10 protein-coding genes and 1 pseudogene are annotated in these 19,361 nt (G+C 68.4%); 6 read left to right on the plus strand and 5 right to left on the minus strand.

Annotated features, from left to right (window positions below):
* Positions 1-67: 67 nt before the first annotated feature.
* The 4 genes from ACFVYS_RS26950 to drmB are packed head-to-tail and all read left to right on the plus strand — an operon-like array spanning position 68 to position 11,766.
* On the plus strand, positions 68-4,774 hold the full coding sequence (locus ACFVYS_RS26950; protein WP_389506013.1) for a DEAD/DEAH box helicase: 4,707 nt from the start codon (positions 68-70) through the stop codon (positions 4,772-4,774).
* Complete coding sequence (locus ACFVYS_RS26955; RefSeq protein WP_389506015.1) at positions 4,753-6,678, plus strand: UvrD-helicase domain-containing protein; 1,926 nt, start codon at positions 4,753-4,755, stop codon at positions 6,676-6,678. The genes ACFVYS_RS26950 and ACFVYS_RS26955 overlap by 22 nt, the downstream gene beginning before the upstream one ends.
* Positions 6,675-9,926, plus strand: coding sequence for a DNA helicase (locus ACFVYS_RS26960; protein WP_389506017.1), 3,252 nt, complete (start codon positions 6,675-6,677; stop codon positions 9,924-9,926). Before ACFVYS_RS26955 ends, ACFVYS_RS26960 begins: the two co-directional genes overlap by 4 nt.
* 1 nt (position 9,927) lies before the next feature.
* Entirely contained in the window at positions 9,928-11,766 is a 1,839-nt protein-coding gene (gene drmB / locus ACFVYS_RS26965; protein WP_389506019.1) for a DrmB family protein, read from the plus strand.
* 303 nt (positions 11,767-12,069) lie between these two features.
* Here the strand turns inward: drmB and ACFVYS_RS26970 are convergent, their stop codons facing one another.
* The 3 genes from ACFVYS_RS26970 to ACFVYS_RS26980 all read right to left on the minus strand — a co-directional run bounded on the left by ACFVYS_RS26970 (position 12,070) and on the right by ACFVYS_RS26980 (position 16,918).
* Positions 12,070-14,541 carry a P-loop NTPase fold protein gene (locus tag ACFVYS_RS26970; protein ID WP_389506021.1) on the minus strand — a complete coding sequence of 824 codons (2,472 nt, stop codon included), beginning with the start codon at positions 14,539-14,541 and terminating at the stop codon, positions 12,070-12,072.
* A 7-nt stretch (positions 14,542-14,548) separates the two neighbouring features.
* Positions 14,549-14,905, minus strand: a complete 357-nt coding sequence (locus ACFVYS_RS26975; protein WP_389506022.1) for a nucleotide pyrophosphohydrolase — start codon at positions 14,903-14,905, stop codon at positions 14,549-14,551.
* 129 nt (positions 14,906-15,034) lie between these two features.
* A complete protein-coding gene (locus ACFVYS_RS26980; RefSeq protein WP_389506024.1) occupies positions 15,035-16,918 on the minus strand; it encodes a DNA/RNA helicase domain-containing protein in 1,884 nt (627 codons plus the stop codon).
* A gap of 177 nt (positions 16,919-17,095) precedes the next feature.
* Here ACFVYS_RS26980 and ACFVYS_RS26985 point away from each other — a divergent pair, with 177 nt between their 5' ends.
* Together ACFVYS_RS26985 and ACFVYS_RS26990 are read left to right on the plus strand one after the other, a co-directional pair.
* Positions 17,096-17,287: a hypothetical protein gene (locus ACFVYS_RS26985; RefSeq protein WP_389506025.1), complete on the plus strand. Its 192-nt coding sequence runs from the start codon at positions 17,096-17,098 to the stop codon at positions 17,285-17,287.
* A gap of 74 nt (positions 17,288-17,361) precedes the next feature.
* A complete protein-coding gene (locus ACFVYS_RS26990; protein WP_389506027.1) occupies positions 17,362-18,366 on the plus strand; it encodes a hypothetical protein in 1,005 nt (334 codons plus the stop codon).
* A 257-nt stretch (positions 18,367-18,623) separates the two neighbouring features.
* Here ACFVYS_RS26990 and ACFVYS_RS26995 read toward each other — a convergent pair.
* Together ACFVYS_RS26995 and ACFVYS_RS27000 are read right to left on the minus strand one after the other, a co-directional pair.
* Positions 18,624-18,782 (minus strand): annotated as a pseudogene (locus ACFVYS_RS26995) (transposase); the annotation flags it as partial.
* A 137-nt stretch (positions 18,783-18,919) separates the two neighbouring features.
* A complete protein-coding gene (locus ACFVYS_RS27000) occupies positions 18,920-19,360 on the minus strand; it encodes a DUF6228 family protein (RefSeq protein ID WP_389506029.1) in 441 nt (146 codons plus the stop codon).
* Between the last annotated feature and the right edge of the window lies 1 nt (position 19,361).

The raw sequence follows: 19,361 nt of genomic DNA on the forward strand, positions 1-19,361 counted from the left end.
GTCTTCCGACGGGCGATGACATCCGGTCGAAGGCTTTCTTTCCCATGCGATCGGGGTATTTTTTTTCATGTCTGATTTCGCGCCCGAGGCCAACACCGTCGTAGAGATGGTCGAGGAACTGTCTCGGCGGGTACTCAACGTCTACCGGGCCGATCCCGGCCACGTCCTGGAGCACGCGAACAACGAGCGGCGCATCACCCAGGGCGGCTACGGCGAACGTCAAATCTACGAACTCGTCCAGAACGGCGCGGACGAGAACACGGAGCGACTGTCCGAAGTCACTGGGACGATCCATGTACTTCTCACCGAGGACCACCTGTACTGCGCCAACACCGGCACACCGATGACCTCGGGCGGCGCCGACACGATCCTGCGCATGGCCGTGTCGCGGAAACGGACAGGGAAGATCGGACGCTTCGGGGTCGGTGTCAAATCGGTGCTGAGCGTGTCCGACGCCCCTCGCTTCTACAGCACGTCCGGCTCGTTCGGCTTCGACAAGGACTGGTCGGCCCGTGTCATCCGGGAAGCAGTTCCTGACCTCTCGATACTGGATCCCACCCCGGTGCTGCGGATGGCACAACCGTTGGACCTGGAAGCGGAACGGCAACGCGACAAGCGGCTCGACGAGTTGATGGAGTGGGCGTCGACGACGGTGGTGCTTCCGCTGCAGGACGGTACGAAGGACCGGCTGGGACGGGACGTCATCAACTTCCCGGCGCATTTCATGCTCTTCTCGCCCCACGTAGACCGATTGATCCTGGAGGACACCCGTACCGGCCACGAGTTGCGCCGGGAGATCACACAGGAGACACATGGCGTCGAGCACCGTGTTGTGGAGCAGCGCAACGGGTCTCCACGCAGCAGCGAGCGCTGGTTCGTCTTCAGCGTCGACCACGAGCCCAGTGAGACCGCCGCGCAGACGGCCGGGGAGCTGCACGATCGGCCTGTCGTCACCCTCTCGTGGGCGGTTCCCGACAAGGGTGTCCCGCACCGCGGAAGGCGTGGAACCTTCTGGGCCTATTTCCCGACCCACTACGACACGACGCTGACTGGGCTGCTCAATGCGCCGTGGAAGACCCCCGAGGATCGCCAGAACCTGACCAAGAGCGATTTCAACGAGGAGTTGGTGACCCGGGCTGCGGAGCTCGTGGTCGACTCGATCCCCGATCTGCACGAGCAGAAGGATCCGGGGTCCTTCCTGACCCTGCTCACCGCGCGTGGGCGGGAAGCTTCCCAGTGGGGCGACGAGATGCTCAGCCAGAAGGTGCTGCAGGCGGCCGCCCGTCGCCCCTCCCTGCCGGACCAGGACGGGGCTCTGCGACTCCCCCGGAATCTGCGGCTGCATCCGGAGAATCTCGCGCCGGCCTGGCTCGAACAGTGGGCGTCCCACCCGGGGCGCCCAAAGAACTGGTGCCACCACAGCGTGGAAGGCCGGGACCGGCGATCGAGGGCCAGGGACATCCTCGACCAGGCCGGTGTCGCCGCGTCCCCCCTGCACATCTGGCTGGAGGCACTGGTCTCGGACCGCAGTGTGCAGGGCGCCAAGGCCGCGCTGGCACTGGCTGCGTCCATCGTCGAGACCGGGAACTCGACGCAGGTGGAAGAAGCACGGAACGCGAAGATCCTGCTCACCGACGGCGGCCATTTCCGTTCCCCTTCCGCGGGCACGGTGTTTCGTCGGCACGACGGCGTGCGTCTCGTGCACGAGACGACGGTGTATCTGCACGACGCCATCGCACAGGACCGCGAGCTGGTCGACGCGTTGCGGATCCTGGGGGTGGAGGAGGCCAATGCGGCCGGACGTCTGAGGGCCGCCGTCACAGCGGGCTTCGACCGGTATCGAAACAGCGACTGGGAGGACTTCTGGACGCTGACCCGCACCGTGGAGTGCGACAAGGTGGTCGAGGTCGTCAAGGAGCGCCACCCCGCACCGCACGAGGTGCTCAAGGTGCGCACCGCCGCCGGCCAGTTCCGCTTCGTGCGCAACTGCCTCTTGGCGGGGCCCGTCGTGCCCGGGGACGGACTGCGCGACGCCGCCGTCCTGATCGACCCGGCCTTTCACGCGGCCGACACGAAGACACTCAAGGCCCTCGGGGCGGTGGATCGTCCGGTGCCCCGAATGAACCCTCGCTCGGATCCCTGGTTCAACGACTACAGCGCTGTCATGTACCACCAGTTCTGCGCGTCTCTTCCGCCCGACACTTCGCGTCCTCGGTCGTCCTCCGTGAGCCTGATGGGGCAGGACCCCGCCGGCCCCCTGCACCTCTTGGCGGAGTTGTCCGCTGAAGGGAAGGCGGCCTTCGTGCGCGAGCTGCCCGACCCCGGGCTGGTGCCCGATTGGCGATGCTCCCGAACGACGGGGCAGGGCGGCGAACTGCGCGTCGAGTCGCCGCTGACCTGGGTGCTCCGCGAGCGGGGCATGCTGGCCACCTCGCTGGGCGTGAGGCGATCGCATGGCGCGGTGAGTCCCGAACTAAACGTGGACGCAAGGCTCCTGCCCGTCGCCGAGGTCGCCGTCGCCCACGCACGTGCACTGCGACTGCCCTCCACGGTCCAGAACGTGCCCGCCGCCTTGTGGAACGAACTGGCGCTGCGCGCGGATGCGGGCACCGACATCGCATTCGTCGGAAGCGCCTACGCGTTTCTCGCAGGTTCGGGCCCCTCGGGTGACCTCGTGGACGAGGCACGCCTCTTCCGTTGCAGGGTGGGCGAGGCCTGGGCGTTGAAGCAGCGCGAGAGCATCGCCGTCACGTTCGAGCAGGACCAGTACGAGGTCCTGCTGCGTGAGCGTGTGCCGGCGCTCCTCGTCCCCGCCGAGGCCGACGCCCAACTCCTCGTCGGCCGGTTCGGATTCCGCAACCCGTCCGATCTCCTGGTGGAGGAAATCCACTGCGTGCCGCTGACGGAACCGGTGTCTCTGACGGACGTCTTTCCCCGGCTGCGTCAGGTGCTCGCTCGAGGAGCGGCCTGGAGACTGGCGCATTGTTCCGAGTTGGTCAAGATCGTCCGTGGGCCGGAGGGTAGACGGGAGCAGGCACTGACCGAGACGCTCGACGGGTACACGGTGCTGCTGTGCGGCGAGCGTGACGACGAGTCGACCCTGGAGGCCGTCGATCGGCTCCTGGGGCTGCGGCTGGGGGCCGAGGGGTGTCGAGGACTCCTGCGCCAGCAGGCGCGGGACCGGGACGACAAGAAGTTGGTGATGGTCCGCCAGGAGACCGATCCGACCAAGAAGCTGCTGCTGGCCATCGGTGAGGACCGGCTGACGGCCGAGCTGCCGCCGGGGCTGGCACTGGCCGACGCGCAGCTGCGCGGGATCCCGGTCGACGGCGTGCGAGCGGCCGAACTGCTGATCGCCGCTCACGGGGAGGACGTCCTGCGTTTCCTGGCGTCGGCGCTCGCCGACGCGGGCTTCGATGTGCCGCGGATCTGGACGAGCGGTTCGGCGGCACGACGTTTTGTGCGCGCCTACGGTTTCCCGGAGGCGTGGGCCGGTGACCCGCAGACCCCCAGCAGCCCCGAGCCGTACGAGACGGTCCCGGGCCCGCGAAAGCCGTTGAAGCTGCACCCCTACCAAGAAGCGCTCGTGAAGCGCATGTACGAGCACCTCGCCCAGGGCGAGGAGAAGCGGGCCATGCTGCAGATCCCCACCGGGTCGGGCAAGACGCGGATCGCCGCCGAGGCCGGTGTCCGCGCGCTGCGCGAGGGCTTGCTCGACGGCCCGATCCTGTGGATCTCCCAGAGCCAGGAGCTGGCCGAGCAGGCCATCGAGACCTGGGCCTACGTCTGGCAGACCGTGGGAACGGACAAGCCGCTGCGTATCACCCGCATGTGGGGTGGCATCCCGGACGCCGTCCCTGTCCTCGACGGCCCGCAGGTGGTCGTCGCCATCGACGACACGGCCGTCAAACGGCTCCCGAAGGAGGACTACGCCTGGCTGCGTGAGTGTGCCCTCGTCATCGTCGACGAGGCTCACTTCGCCGTGCCGAAGACCTACACGCAGATCCTGGACGCTCTGGGCATCGACAAGCATCGGACCTCGCGCCACCTGATCGGTCTGACGGCCACCGCCTTCCGCGGGGACAGCGACGACGAGACGGGGACGCTGGTCGCTCGTTTCGGGCACAAGCGCCTCGACTTCGGCGTGTTCGACAACGACGATGCCTACGGGCATCTGCAGGCGTTGAAGGTCCTGGCCAAGGTCGAGCACGAGGAACTCCTGGGCGGCTCCTACACGCTGACGGCCGAGCAGGTGGCGGAGACGCGCAGCACGAACGCGATGGCGCTGCCGGCCGAGGTCGTCACCCGCCTCGCCCAGGACGTCGACCGCACCCGACGGATCGTGGACAGGATCGGGGAACTGCCCGACGACTGGCCGATCCTGGTCTTCGCCACCTCGGTGGAGCACGCCCAGGTGCTTGCCGCACTGCTGCAGGATCGTGGTATCACGGCGGCCTCGATCGACGGGGGGACGCCGCCGAGCATCCGGCGGCGCCGCATCGCCGCGTTCAAGGACAAGAAGATCAGGGTCCTGACCAACTACCGGGTGCTGACGCAGGGGTTCGACGCCCCTGCCGTTCGTGCCGTCGTGGTCGCCCGCCCCACGTTCAGCCCCAACACCTACATTCAGATGATCGGCCGAGGTCTGCGCGGCGAGTTGAACGGCGGCAAGGAGTCCTGTCGGATCCTCAACGTGGCCGACAACATCGAGAACTTCGGTCGTGGACTTGCCTACACGCGCATGGAGCACCTGTGGCGCAGGGCGAGCCGGTGACCGGGTCCATGACCGACACGGTGGAACTCACCCACGCTCAGCGTCGCGTCGTCCAGGAGCCTGCGGACGGCAAGGTGCTGGTCACTGCTGGCGCCGGAACCGGTAAGACCTTCACGCTGGTCCGACGGATCGAACATCTGGTCTCGGGAGGTCTCGCGGGCGGGGACCTGCTCGTGCTGACCTTCTCGCGTGCCGCCTCGACCGAGTTGCGCGACCGTCTGCACGTGTTGGGCGGCAGGTCCCGGTACGTGCGGGTGTCGACGTTCGACGCCTGGGCTCTGAATCTGCTGCGTGAGGCCGCGCACGACGAGAACTGGCACGCCCGCTCCTTCGAGGAACGCATCCGTGCGGCCATCGAGCTCCTCGAGGACGAGAGCCGGGCCCCTCAGTCGCTCGACGAGATCCGACACGTCGTCGTCGACGAGGTCCAGGACCTGGTCGGTGATCGACGACGACTCGTGCAGGCCTTCTTGGAGGCCTACGAGTGCGGATTCACCGTGGTGGGCGATCCTGCCCAGGCCATCTACGGATTCCAGGTCAAGGACCCCGAGGAGCGGGCGGGCGAGACCGGCAGGTTCTTCTCCTGGCTGCGCGGGCGGTTCGCGGGCGAACTCGTGGAGTTCCCCCTCGAGGAGAATTTCAGGGCCGCTTCCGACGAGGCCGCCTGTGCGCGCCCCTTCGAGGCCGCGGTGCGCGCCTGCTCCACGCGTGCGCAGGCCGAGGCGGTGCACGAGCAGCTGCGCACGGAGTTGGATTCGCGACTGGAGTTCGGCGACCTGCAGGTTCCATATGTGCGCGCCTCGCTGTGCGATGCGGACATCAGCACGGCCGTACTGTGCGCCAGCAACGGGGACGCCCTGCTGATCTCACGGTGGTTGGCCGATCTGAGCATCGACCACCGCGTCCGCAGAGGTGCCGGTGATCACGCCGTGCCCGGGTGGGTGGCTCAGGTCGTTTCCCGGCTGCCCGACACCGTCTCGATCTCACAAGAGCGGTTCGTCGAAGCGTGGCAGGCTCTGGGGCAGGGGCCCGATCCCGGTCAGGGCCGCAGCGCGTGGCAGCTGCTCCTGCGGGCGGGGGGCGACCGCAACGGACGCGTCGTCGAGCCGGGGCGGCTGCGTGAAGCCGTCGCCCGCGGGAATCTGCCGGACGCTCTCGTGGCACCGCAGGAGTGCGGTCTGGTCGTCTCCACTTTCCACCGGGCCAAGGGTCTGGAGTTCGATCGGGTGCTCGTCGTCGACCCGGGGCCGTTGGACGAGCACGAGCAGGTGGACGCCGACCGCTGCGACGCCGCCCGGGCCCTGTACGTCGCGATGACCCGTGCCCGCCATGATCTGTACCGCCTCCAGCCGCCCGAGGCACATGTCACCGGTCGTCGCGGATTCCGGCTGGTCCGCAAGGTCAGGGGCATGCAGCGGTGGGGACGCTACGGCTACAAGGCGAGCCAGCGCTTGGGGCTTTCGTTGCTGGGTGGGGATGTCCATCGTGGCCATCCCGCAGGACTCGAACAGCTCGTCTGCGACCCGCGGCAGATTCAGGAGTACCTGGCGGGCAAGGTCCTCCCCGGCGACGAGGTGGTCTGGACGCGGCTGGACGACGTGCCCGCGGCCCACGAGGAGCGCACGGCCCCCGGTTACGCCCTCCTGCACGAGGAACAGATCGTCGGTGTCGCCTCCGAAGCCTTCCGCCGCGACCTCTACCGCTTCATGCAGCAACGGCATGGGCATCGGCCGACGGCCTGGCCCGGCCGCATCACCGGAACGCGGATCGACCTCGTCGAGACCGTCGCCGGCGAGGACGCCGCGGCCGCCCGCGCCGCTCTGGGCCCCTGCGGCCTCTGGCTCGCACCGCGGCCGATCGGGATCGGCCGGTTTCACTACGACCGCAAGGACGACGGCGCATGACGGACAATCACACGCAGCACTACCGGCTGCGTGAACAGTTGACCCAGCAACTGAAGTCGGACCTGCTGGGCCCCCACGGCGAGAACCGCCAGGACGTCGAGACCCTCGACGACTGGCCCGTGACCACCTACTCCACCGGGGTCCTGTTCCCCCGCGTCGTGGACCCGACGCAGCCAGAGCATCGCGAACGGGATCCGGACGCCGCGGTGCAGGACCTCGACGATGCCGACTCCACCGTGGCGGCGGACGAGACCCCCGATGCGGGCGTCGTGCTCGCCAGGGTCGCCCGCCCCTCGGCGACCGGGCTCACCTTCGCCGTCGACCCCACGCTCAGTCGTCACGTACTCGTGCATGCTTTCGCCGCCGTGTACGAGCCGGTGGACGCCGCAGGCGATGCGGCCGTGCCCGAACGTGCCGAACAACGCAGCACCCGGCAACCCGAGGTGCGCTGGCGCCGCCGTCCCCTGGAGCTCTCCGTCACGTCGGTGGATGTCCTGGACCCGCCTGACGAGGACGTAGAACTCGCCAAGGGGCTGTCCCTGCACCTGCGGGTCCGTCCTCCCCGCGGACACCGCGACACGATCTCCGTGACCGCCACCTTGATGAACACCCACACCGTGGAGCAGCAGGAGATCAAGGATCCCAAGTGCTTCTTCCAGGTGGGCCTGCAGGTCACGGTCCCGGACGCGAGCCCGGCGCTCGTCGAGCGTCCCACGGTCCGTGATCTCGACGACGAGAGCCGGCTCGCCCGGCTCCTGCATCGTCATGCCCCGACCTTCGCCGTCGGCCACGGCTGTGCCGCGGACTGGTCCTGGTCCCCTTCACCGGTCGATCGACCCGAGCGGCACACGGCGCCCGCGGGAGTGGCCTCCGTGTGGACGGAGCACGTCCCCGTGAGCGAGGTCCTCCTGTCCGACTCGAACTCCTCCGTGCCCGAGACGCTCCTGGAGATGCAGTATCTCGCCGAAGCCTCGAAGCACGAGCTGATCCGCTCTCTTCGCACGTTCGTCGCCCTGTACGGAGAGTGGATCGTGGCTCGCGCCGCGGACGCGGAGCTCCTTCGCGAGGGAATTTACGGCGATCGCGCCTACCTGCGCCTGGCGCAGGAGCAGCTGGAGCACTGCCGCACCGCGCAACAACGCATGGGCGCGGGGATCGACCTCCTGGATCGTGATCCCGATGCGTTGGAGGCGTTTCGTCTGGCCAACCGTGTCATGGCGGTGCAGCGCGGCAGAGGTCAATGGATCAAACGGGAGCGGGTCGGTGCGCCGTCGCTCGAGGGTGCGTGGAGGCCGTTCCAGCTCGGGTTCGTGCTCCTGTGTCTGAACGGCACCGTGGACGCGACCCACCCCGACCGGGCTGTCGCCGACCTTCTGTGGTTCCCCACCGGTGGCGGCAAGACGGAGGCCTACCTCGGGCTGATCGCCTTCACTGTCTTCCATCGCCGTCTGCGTCACGGAGCGGCCGGCGCCGGCGTGAGCGTGCTCATGCGATACACCCTGCGTCTGTTGACCCTGCAGCAGTTCGAACGGGCGGCCCTGTTGATCTGCGCGATGGAGCGCGTGCGTGCCGAGAAGCCGGAGCGGCTGGGGCAGGAGCAGATCTCCATCGGCATGTGGGTGGGCAAGGCCGCAACGCCCAACAGGCTCAAGGACGCCGACAAGGCGCTGAAGAAGCTGGCAGGGGGTGAGAAGCTTCAGCAGGAGAACCCCGTCCAGCTCAAGAACTGCCCCTGGTGCGGCACTCCTTTGCTGGTTCGCAACCATGTGGTCGACCCGGGCGCGAAGCGCATGGTCATCCGGTGCGACGACCGGGCGTGCGATTTCTCTGCCGGGCTGCCTGTGCACGTCGTGGACACGGAGCTCTACCGGGTGAGGCCCACACTCGTGATCGCCACCGCCGACAAGTTCGCCCGCATCGCCTGGCGTGAGGACGTGGCGGCCCTGTTCAACCGGGACGAGGGCCGGCTTGGCCAAGGCACCCCGCCACCTGAGCTCGTCATCCAGGACGAACTGCACCTGATCTCCGGCCCGCTGGGAACCCTCGCCGGTCTCTACGAAGCGGCCGTGGACATCGCGTGCGCCCGCCCGAAGATCATCGCCTCCACCGCGACGATCCGTCGCGCCCAGGACCAGGGCAAGGCGCTATTCGGCAGGGAGGTGTCGCAGTTCCCGCCGTCCGGCCTGGACGCCCGCGATTCGTGGTTCGCCGTCGAAGCACCCCCGCAGCGCAGACCTTCGCGCCTTTACGTCGGCCTTCTCGCACCCGGTCTCTCCCAGGCGACCCTCCTCATCCGCGCCTACGCGTCCCTGCTCCACAACGCCAAGCACCTCCCGTGCCCGGACGACGACGTACGGGACGCCTACTGGACGCTGCTGGGATACTTCAACAGCCTGCGTCTGCTCGGCGCTGCCGAATTGCAGGTCAACGCCGACGTCAACGAGCGGCTGCGGACACTCGCGGCTCGTGACGGAGTGGAGGCGCGCGAGGTCCTGCCGACCGAGATCACCAGCCGCGTTCCCTCCAGCGACCTTCCTTCACTGCTCGCTGCCCTCGGGCGATCCTTGGCGACCGGGTCGGCGTTGGACGTGCCGCTGGCGACCAACATCATCTCCGTCGGTGTCGACTTCGACCGCCTCGGCCTGATGGCCGTGACAGGGCAACCGCAGACCACGGCCGAATACATCCAGGCCACCAGTCGTGTCGGGCGCGGCCGCCCCGGTCTCGTCGTCACCCTGTTCAACGCGGCACGATCCAGGGACCTCTCCCACTACGAGAACTTCGTCAGCTACCACTCGGCCCTCTACCGGCAGGTCGAGTCGACCAGCGTGACGCCGTTCGCCGCCCGCGCCCGTGACAAGGCCCTGCACGCCGCGTTCCTCGGGCTCGCCCGCCTCCTGCACCCGGAGCTCCGCGACAACACGGACGCCAAGGACGTGAACGACTTCGCTTCCCAACTGGATTCGGTCCGTGCGCAGTTGGTCGAGCGCATCCGCCTCATCTCGCCTGCGGAGGCCGACCACGCAGATGCGGAGATCCGCGCCTTCGTCGACCATTGGCGTCAGCTCGTCGAGACCAACGACAAGTTGGAGTACGAGGCCGCCTTCACGTTCACGGCCAACCCCCGCCGCAGGCCGGACCTCGCCCTGCTGCGCACCCACGAGGACCACGACCTCACCAAGGCCCGTCCCACCCTGTGGAGCCTGCGCGACGTCGATGTCGAGTCCCACCTGTACCTGGAGAGCTGAAATGCCTCGCAGAAGCACCCCCGGCGCCACTCCCACCGGCGACGAGCGCAAGCGCCCCTCCGTGGGCTCCGTCCGGCGTGCCCAACAGATCACGACGTACGGCGTGGGCGGCCTGCTCGCCGTGGCCGACCAGTCCTACATCGTCAGCGGTCTGGACACCTGGGACGTCACGGGCGAACCCGACCTCCGGGACCAGCGCCTGGAACCGATGCTGCACGTCAACGGGTTCAGACGGCCGCCCGCGGCACGCGTCGCCACCGGACGTGGCGTGCGCGTGCGTCGGTTCCCCGACACCTACGCGTGCCCCCAGTGCAAGGCACTCAAAGCGTTCCGCGACCTGAGCGCGGGAGACGGCGACAACCGTTGCGCGCGATGCGCGACCCTGCTGACGCCCTCGCGCTTCATGGTGGCCTGCGAGGACGGGCACCTCGACGAGTTCCCCTACGAGGCCTGGGTCCACGCCGACCCGGACCGCAAGGACACTCACCCCCGTACGTGCTCGCAAGCCACGCGCGAGCTGACTTTGGAGACCGACGGTCGCACCGCCAGTCTCCGCAGCATCGTCATCAGCTGCAGCTGCGGACGGGAGGCCTCGATGGAGGGCGCTTTCGGCAAGACAGCACTGCGCCGCCTGGGCCTTCGCTGCCAGGGCGCCCGCCCGTGGCTGGGCCGCGACGCCACGGAGCGCGGATGCAAGCAGCCCCTGCAAACCCTCCAGCGCGGTTCCTCTGCGGCCTGGTTCGCCGACATGCGCTCGGCCCTGTCGATCCCGCCGTGGCACACAGAACTGATGGAACTCGTCGAGGCGCACCGCAGACACCTCGTCGGCAAGAGCGACGAGCGCATCGCGGAGTTCGCACAGGACGAAGGCTGGCTGACTCCCGGCGGGTATTCCGCCTCCCAGGTACTGCACACCGTCCGCACCCTCGAGAACGCAGCCCACCCCGAACTCACGGAGGACGACGAGGACAAGCTCCGATTCGCCGCCGGCGAGCCACTCCGGCAGGAGGAGTACGAGCAGCTCTCCAAAGTCACCGAGGACACCCCCGAGAACAAGCACTTCGTGTGCGAGTCCCCCGAGGAGGCGGACCGATTCGATGTCCCGGGTGTCGACCGGGTGATGCTGGTCAAGCGGCTTCGCGAGGTTCGGGTCCTCACCGGCTTCACCCGCATCCGTCCTCCGCAAGGCTCGAAGGCCGATCGTGATCGCATCGGTCGCCTGAGCAAAAGCACGGACCTCGGGTGGCTCCCGGCCGTCGACGTGGTCGGCGAAGGAGTCTTCCTCACTCTGGACCAGGGGCGACTCCGTCAGTGGGAGTCGGCCCTGCTCCGCATCGACTCCCAGCGGACCGAACTCATGCGAGCCGCGCACACGGACCTGCTCCGGGAACAGGAGTGGGAAAATCCGCGCTCACCGCTGACGTCACGCTTCGTCCTCCTCCACACCCTGGCGCACGCCCTGATCAACGAGTGGAGCCTGGACTGCGGCTACCCCGCGGCGTCCCTGAGAGAACGGCTCTACGTCGACGACGAGATGTGCGGAGTCCTCCTCTACACCGCGACCAGCGACTCTGCGGGAAGTCTGGGCGGCATCGTCGCACGAGGAGAGGTCGCGGAGCTGTCGAGGAACCTGTCGTCCGCCTTGGAACGTGCCGCCTGGTGTTCGTGCGACCCTCTGTGCATGGAGACCGACGCCAACGGTGTCGGTGGGCTCAACCTGGCTGCCTGCCACGCATGCGTCCTGCTGCCCGAAACGAGCTGCGAAATGAACAACACGTTCCTCGATCGTGCGCATCTCGTCGGAACACCCGCCAACGACTTCCCCGGCTATTTCGCCTGAGCCGGCCACCCACGGCGCGCTCCCGGGCAGACACTGCAGGCCGGGTGCGCGATGTCCCACCGGTCATGGCCTTGGCGAACTCGACGTCGGAGCGGGTCGGGCCGGCCACGGCGCACTGCCCCCGGCGGGCTCCGGGGCGCAGCAGGACGAGGACGTGCGTCGCCCGGGGGGCGCAGTGCCTGCACATGATCGGACAGTACGCGCAGGCCCGGGAAGGCCTGCGCGTACGCCACAGCCCCGGCTCAACCGCCGAGGACAGCCGCAGTCACCGAGCATGGGCGGGGGCTGTGTCACGAGGGTCGGTCAACCGGTGAGGTTGCGGGTGTAGAAGGAGAAGCGGGCCAGTTTGGGGCACCACTGTTGGTACACGGCACTATCCATGATCACGGGTCGGACGGTGGTCATCTGCTCGATCAGATCGGCTGCTTGCGCCCCTGCCGGGACATCGACAGGCAGACCGCGCAACGCTTCTGTGATCTTGCTGGTGGGGGGTGTCTCCAAAATGTGCCGGAAGACGGTGGCAGCCTGGTCCGGGCTGCCCACGAGCAGGGCCAGCAGAATCTGGACAACCTGGTGCTCGCCTGGAGTCGTTTCGGTCCCCACGAAAGCGACAAGATCGCCCGGATCGACGCCGATACGTGCCAGCCGGTAGAGGTTGACCAGCTTCTTGGCCGCCCTGGGAGTACGCGTCAGGCCGCCCATCCAGGACATGAACGCGATCTCCGTCTCCTCGAGCTGCAGTTGGACGGGCGTGTGGTCTGGGCCGCCGGCTTCCGGCGCCAGGCCGTCGGCCGGCTCCGGGCCGGGGGCGGCAGCAGCGGCAGCGACGGCCGACGGTTCTGGTGCTTCGGGCTCCTCCGCATCGGGTAGGCCCCCCGCGTCCGCGGGCTGTGCCGGGCCTTCGGGGTCGGGGGCGGTCAGCAGGGCGCGGATGAGGCGTGCGGCCTTGTCCTGGGTGGTCGGCGGGACCGCAAAGGGGATCTGGAAGATCTTGTCCAAATAGTCGAGCGGGGTGGCGGTGTCCTGCGTGTCGGCCCAACCGGGCGTGCTGTCGCGGGAGGTGAACAGTTCCTGGTAGTGGTGCTTGAGTGAGGCGAGGAGCCAGCGCGGGTCGACCGCCACGACCACGACGAACAGTGGCAGCGCGAGCATCAGGTGCACGGCGGCCAGCACCTCCACCACGCGTGCCGGGGGGCACCGGTCCAGGTCGTCGATGTACAGGACGATGCGTTCCAGGGGCGGCTGCTGCCCGGAGTGGGCGCCGGTCCATTCTGCGCGGGCCTCGCGCAGCTGCTCGTCGAGCCGGACCAGGTCGTGGTGGACCGTGCCCAGCAGTCCCCGGTAGTGCTGGTAGGTCTGAGGGGCGCTGCGTTCGGTGAGGAAGTCGGCCAGCCGGACGGCGGCATCCGCCTCGGCCAGGCGGGCGCGGGCCCCGCTGACGTTCTCGGCCAGGATGCGCTGGTGCTTCTCCAGCAGAGAGCGGAGCCTGCCGGTGAGGGACGTGTGCTGCGCGTGTGAGGCCCTCAGGGCCCGCACCATGGGCAGCGCCGGGGTGGCGAGGACGGCGACGGCGCCGAGGAGCGGGGGCAGCCAGCTCGACAACCACAGCCCGGCGGCGCAGACTCCCGCAAGGACTGCCAGCCAGGCGGCCAGGGCCAGCCAGCCGTACCGGAGGTCGCGCAGCACGAGCCGCGCGGCCGCGTACAGCAGCCGGGGTCCCTCCAGCGGGGAGCCCGCGAAAGACAGGAAGCCGGTCGGCCGGTCTAGGGCGGTGCGCGCGAGTCGGCTGTCGAGCTGCAGCTGATCGCTCTCCAGCCGTGCAAGGTGCGCGGCTCGCCGCCGGCGTTCCTCGGCGGTCGCCTCGGCGGAGGACGTCTGTGGTTCGGGGGTGGGGGCCAAGGCGCGGAAGAGGTGGTCGACCAGGCCCGACCACACCTGCTCGTCGCTGTAGTGCCAAGCGTTGAAGTGGACTTGGCGGACACCTGCGGTGAAGGCACTGCGGGCAGGGCCCTGGGCGGCGAGCGCGGCGAGCTGGTCGATCCGGCCGCTCATCTGGCGGATGAAACTTGACTTGCCGGCTCCCCATTCGCCCAGCAGTGCAACGGCCAGCGGCGGAGTGGTGACCGTGGCGGCCGCCAGCTGCGCGAGCATCTCCACGTCCGCCTCGTTGCTCAGCAGGTCCTCACCGCTGGCGGTGTCGCTGTGCACGCCCGCCAGCACCGGCGGCTGCCCGGCAGGACCGTCGCCGCCGGGGTGTGGCGGGGTGTGAGGTTCCAGCGAGAAATGCCGCTCGAGCAGGTCGGCCTCGGCGGGGTTGACGGCCTGGAAGCGCATGATGTTGCGGGTCGCCTTCCAGCCCAGCAGGTCGCGAAGTTCCTCGACAGGGGTGTCGAAATCGCGCAGGCCGGCCAACGCGTACATGTACTCCCAGGTGCCGCTGTCGGGATCGGCGCCCCACAGCCGTTCCGCGAGCTGCGGGCTGCGCCAGGTCGCGGCGATGGTGGCACCCAGATACAGGTGCTTGTCGCCGCTGAAGAAGACCCAAGATCCGGGCTCGATCTTGCGGATCTCGGGAAGATTGGCGCCGTTCTTGCCCGGCATCACCCCCCACATCGCCGCGCTGCCGCCCGGAAAGAGCCGCCGCAGGCTCTGCAGGGTCGTGGGATCCAGAAGGTCGGCGTGTTCGTCGAAGACGACCGGACGGATGATGGTGTCCTGGTAGTGCCGATCGACGGTACGGTCCGAACGCCGGGCGGGCTGCATAAAGATCCGCATGCTCCGCCTACTTCCCCAGCTTCGTGTACTTCTCGGCGCGCCCGTAGGCCAGGTCGACGGGGTAGCGGTGCCGGTTCAGCTCGATCTTCTCGGCCAGCGCCTCCTCGAGGTCGATGCCGGTGACGTCCGCCAGGCGCAGCAGGTAGGCGAAGACGTCGGCCAGCTCAAGACGCAGAGCCTGAGCCCCGTCGGGCCGCCCGGTGAGGGCGTCGGACTGTTCGGGGGTGAGCCACTGGAAAAGTTCGAGGACTTCACCGGCCTCGCCGGCGAGCGCCATGGCGAGATTTTTCGGGGTGTGGAATTGCTCCCAGTCGCGCTCGCGGGCGAACTGCGCCAGCGCATCCTGGAGATCACGGATCGTCATGCCCCATCCCTATCAGCCGCCTCGGACATCGGCCGGCCGGGGCCGTCCGGCGAACTACCGTGCGATCACTGCTCGTTGGGGCTGCTATAAATCGTCCATGCACCGGCTGGGCGCCGCCGCTGCAGCCGCTTATGCGTGGTGCGGAAAGGCCAGCGTCCGCAGGAAGTCCTGTGTGCGGTCGTCGGTCGAGTACAAGCGCGTCCCTCGGATGCCTCTGGTGGCCAGCACCCGGTAGGTGTTCAACGCGTACTGCAGGTAGCGGTGCGGTGGCAGGTCGCGCAGCAGGGCATCGTGGCTTTCCTCGGGGTGCGCGATCCACTGTTCGCCTCGGCGGACGAGGTCGCCGCCCATGATGACAGCGTTGTAGGCGTATTCCATGCCTTGGGCTGTGTAGATGCAGCCGACCTGGTCGTGGCCGCCGGTATCGGTCGCCCAAAAGGGGCGCGGGGGTACGTGGGGGTGGTCAAATGCGGGCTCGTCGGCGCGGGAGTTCCACGGGCGCTCCCAGGTGCGCCGGCCGTCCGGTCCGTCCCAGGCGATGGCTACTTCCGGCGTGAGTGGTGGGGTCGGTGGGGAGCTCCATGGCCAGCAGAAACCGGCCGTCATCCGTGCGCTGCGGCCGCCGCGGATGTGGCCGGCGATCCAGTGTTCGAGCTGCTCGGGGTCTGCTGCCACTGCCAGGTCGTAGTCGCTGCCCTCGAAGGGCGAGGCGGTGCCGTCGGGCCGGAAGAGGTGGTCGACCCACTGCTGGTAGGCGCGTGAGCCGTTGCAGCGGAACTGGCTGATCAGGTCGATGTGGGCGAAGGAGAATCCGCTGTGCTGTGCGTGGTGTCGGAGTTGGTCGAGGGTGAGGCCTTCTGTCGGACGCACGATCTGTCGCTCGTCGAGGAAGAGCACGGTGACGGCGGCCCGCTCCACAAGCTTGCCCAGGATCACGGGGAACGCGCCCTGCTGGTGATCGGGGTAGGTGCGGGCGCGGTGGGCCTCGTCCAGGAGGATCACACTGTCGTCGGTGATACCGGCCGGGATCTTGTCGAGAAAGGTGGCGATGAGGCCTTTGGCGTCGTCGCCGACGATCCTGCGCAGTTGTCGCGTCAGGGTCCCGGACGGGGACAGCAGTCGTGGGTTGCTGTGGGGTTGTCTGCACAGGTCGCCCAGTAGCCGGCAGGCAATGACGGTCTTTCCGGTGCCCGGTCCGCCGGTCACGACGACGATGCTCTTGGCTCCCCGCTCGCGTGCCCCGTCCACCGCGTGCAGGACTTCCTGCCGGGCCAGGTCCTGCTCGCCGATGAGGGTGAAGGCGTCGCGGCCCTCGATGACGTGGCCAGCCCGCTCCAGGAGCACCGTCGAGGGGCGGTGCTCGGCATGGAGGAAGCTTTCGACGTCGTCGCTGCCGGCAGGGGTCAGCTCGGCGCAGCCGAGCCGCTGGGCCAGGGCCTGCGGGGAGGGGTGCGGGGTGAGATCGTCGCACCCGAGTATCGGGTAGGCGGCCGCGGGTCCGCGGGCGGCCGGTGCACGAAGGGCGGCGACCAGGTCGGCGCCGGCGTCGTGGAGTACGACGGTGCCGCGGGCGGTCAGCGGAAAGTCGGCATGGTTGACCCACTGCTGCAGATAATGCACGTAGCCGCCGACCTGGCGGGCCGGGTGCTGGACGACGCGCTCGCCGATGCGGACCATCCCGGGCCGAGCGAGGCTGAGTTGCGCGCGCGTCCACTGCTTCAGTTCGATCGCAACGGCGCACAGGCCCCCCTCGGCGTCCTTGCCGAAGAGCAGGGCGTCGATGCGTTCTCCCGTGGCGGGCAGCGCATACTCCAGTATCAGGTGCAGGTCGTCCAGGCCGGCAGAATGAAGGATCGCCGAAAGGGACGGCCAGCTGCGGCGCCAGCTGTGCACCTCCTGCGCGCTGGGCGCCCCACCGAACACCTTGGTGAAGTGTCGTTCAGTTGCGGCGATGAACGCCTCGTCGCCCACGCTGCGGGCCGCCTCGGCCACCGTGCCCCCGTAGAGATGCATACGCGATCTATATCAAGGCCAACTGACAAGCGGCCAGGCGGCATTGCCTGGGCGAAGGGGGGTGTCGGTGGCGTCTGATACAGCTGTTGCCATGACACTGACGTCCCCGCAGCGGGCACTGGCCCACTTCGCCGCCGACGCGAGTGGGAGCAGTTCCACACCCCGAAGAATCTGGTGATGGCGCTGGCCGGCGAGAGCGCGCAACTGCTGGAGATTTTCCAGTGGCTGACACCGCAACAGTCCGCCCAGGTGATGCAGGACGACGAGCGCGCCGTACAGGTACGCGAGGAGATGGTGGATGTCCTGGCCTACCTGCTCAGGCTCGCGGACGTCCTGGATGTCGACCTCGAGGCGGCGTTGGCTGAGTAGATCGAGAAGAATCACCGCAAGTACCCGGTGCACTTGGCCCGGGGTAAGGCCGACAAGTACACACAGTTGGGGGGATGATCCACGTCATGCGGATCGTGATGCAGCCGGCCCGCCGGTCGGAGAAGGACGTCGACCAGCACTACCAGGACACCATCGTCAAACCCGTGGTCTTCGACGACCACGCGGACATCCTCGACGCATCGACCATCGACCAGCTCAAGCAACTCTTCCCCGACGGACAGGCCCAGATGTGGGGCGTCGTGCCGGGCAAGAAGAACGTCAACGTCTCCCGGATCAACAAGATGCGCCCCGGCAACTGGGTGTTCTTCAGCGGCGACAAGCGCGTCTACTTCGGCGGCACCATCGCCCTGATGTGGCACAACAAGGAACTGGCCACGCGGCTGTGGGGCACCGACCACGCAGGCAGTACCTGGGAGTACATGTACGCCCTCTCCGGCACCCGCGGCTTCGACATTGCCGTCGAGGAGATCCGCACCCTGCTCGGCTGGAACCCCAACCGCAACATCATGGGCATCTCCGTCCTGAGCGAGGAGGAGAGCGACACGCTCCAGACCCTGCTGACGCTCGATCCCGCAACGGCGGCCCTGGAACCGGTCGACACGGCCGAGGAAGAGGCCGCTGTGACGGCCTTCGACGGGGACCTCGAGCGCACGGTCCAGCGCGCCCAGCGCGGCGAGCAGGCAGCGCTGAAGAGACGCCTACTGCAGGGCTCGACGGGTCAGTGCGCCCTGTGCGGACGTACCCTGCCAGGTTCCTTCCTGATCGCCGCTCATATCAAGAAGCGCGCGATGTGCAGCGACGACGAGAAGCGGGACCTGGCCAACATCGCCATGCTGGCCTGCACCCTGGGATGCGACGCGGTGTACGAGCACGGCTACGTCGCCATCACGCCTGAAGGCAGCGTCCAGGTAAGCCCGCTGGCCGCCGAGATACCCGAGGTCGAGGCGTACATCCAGGAGAAGTTGGCGGGGCGCAGCGTCAGCTGGTGGACGCCGAGCCGTGAGACGTACTACCTGTGGCACCGCACGCACACGTTCAAAGCCGCACCACCACTGTGACGCGCAGCCGCTCACGCCTATTCGCCGTGGACCACCCGAGCCAGGCAGAGCCCTTGTGGCTGCAACCGGCTCGGCCGAGCCCGCAACGGCTGAGGATCACGGCGCACAGACGGGAGCCGCCGTGCCCGAGCAGACGGCGGGGGCTTGTAGCCGCCGCCGGGGCCCGATGGCCCGACGGAATCGGCTGCTCGGGTACACCGACGGCGGAAGCGCAGGTCAGAGGCCGCTCCGTCTCAGATTCCGAGCCGAACCCACCTCCTCAACAGGCACTCCCACTGGATGCCGGTGTGCAGCACGTACGGGATCCCGCACAGCACCTCCCGGTCCTGCAGCGGTTTACGCCCTGAGGGCCGAAATCGCCTCGCGTGCTGCGGCAGCAGCGGCTCAAGGCGGTCCCACGGCTCCTCCGACACGATTCACGGCGACGTCACCACGCCGGACCGAACGCTCAACTGCCGGGCTGGACACGGCCATCAGGGCAATCCGCCTCATTGTGTTGGCCGTTGTAAGGCGTCATCTCATGTGGTGGGGCTCGGCACCGGGGCTCGTTCGGCTACTCCGCGACGCTCGCGATGAACGTGTGGATCTCGGCGGTGAGGTTGCGCATGTCTTCCCCGGCCGCGTGCACCGTGATGGTCTCGAACTGCCATTCCTCGGAGGGTGCCCGGTCGCGGATTCCCCAGGTCAGTCGGACGTGGCCACCAGCGTGGTGTTTCGCTGAGAGGGTCAGGTCGTAGCAAAGGGAGTGCCAGGTGCGCACTCCTTCCCAGCCCCGGAAATCTTCGGCAAGTGAGGCGAGGAAGGTGTCGAGACCGTCGCCGTCCCAGGTCTCCACCGAGGTCTCGACGCTTCCCCAGGGTCCGCGGGCCCTGACGAGGAAGTCCAGTGTTGGTTCGTCCTCGTACCGCCGGGTCGGCTCCGAGAGCAGTAGGCGTGCGGGCCCGGAGTCTCCCACCTGGACCGTAGGGCGGCCGGAATCGTCGTAGTCGATCACG

Origin of the sequence: Streptomyces sp. NPDC058295, from assembly GCF_042880655.1 — a bacterium.
Taxonomy (GTDB): Bacteria; Actinomycetota; Actinomycetes; order Streptomycetales; family Streptomycetaceae; genus Streptomyces; species Streptomyces coriariae.

Bases quoted from the DNA above. Each gene is read 5' to 3' on its own strand.
- ACFVYS_RS26980 (WP_389506024.1), bottom strand. From the start codon at position 16,918: ATGCATCTCTACGGGGGCACGGTGGCCGAGGCGGCCCGCAGCGTGGGC.
- ACFVYS_RS26960 (WP_389506017.1), top strand. From the start codon at position 6,675: ATGACGGACAATCACACGCAGCACTACCGGCTGCGTGAACAGTTGACC.
- ACFVYS_RS26975 (WP_389506022.1), bottom strand. From the start codon at position 14,905: ATGACGATCCGTGATCTCCAGGATGCGCTGGCGCAGTTCGCCCGCGAG.
- drmB (WP_389506019.1), top strand. From the start codon at position 9,928: ATGCCTCGCAGAAGCACCCCCGGCGCCACTCCCACCGGCGACGAGCGC.
- ACFVYS_RS26950 (WP_389506013.1), top strand. From the start codon at position 68: ATGTCTGATTTCGCGCCCGAGGCCAACACCGTCGTAGAGATGGTCGAG.
- ACFVYS_RS26985 (WP_389506025.1), top strand. From the start codon at position 17,096: ATGGCGCTGGCCGGCGAGAGCGCGCAACTGCTGGAGATTTTCCAGTGG.
- ACFVYS_RS26970 (WP_389506021.1), bottom strand. From the start codon at position 14,541: ATGCGGATCTTTATGCAGCCCGCCCGGCGTTCGGACCGTACCGTCGAT.
- ACFVYS_RS26990 (WP_389506027.1), top strand. From the start codon at position 17,362: ATGATCCACGTCATGCGGATCGTGATGCAGCCGGCCCGCCGGTCGGAG.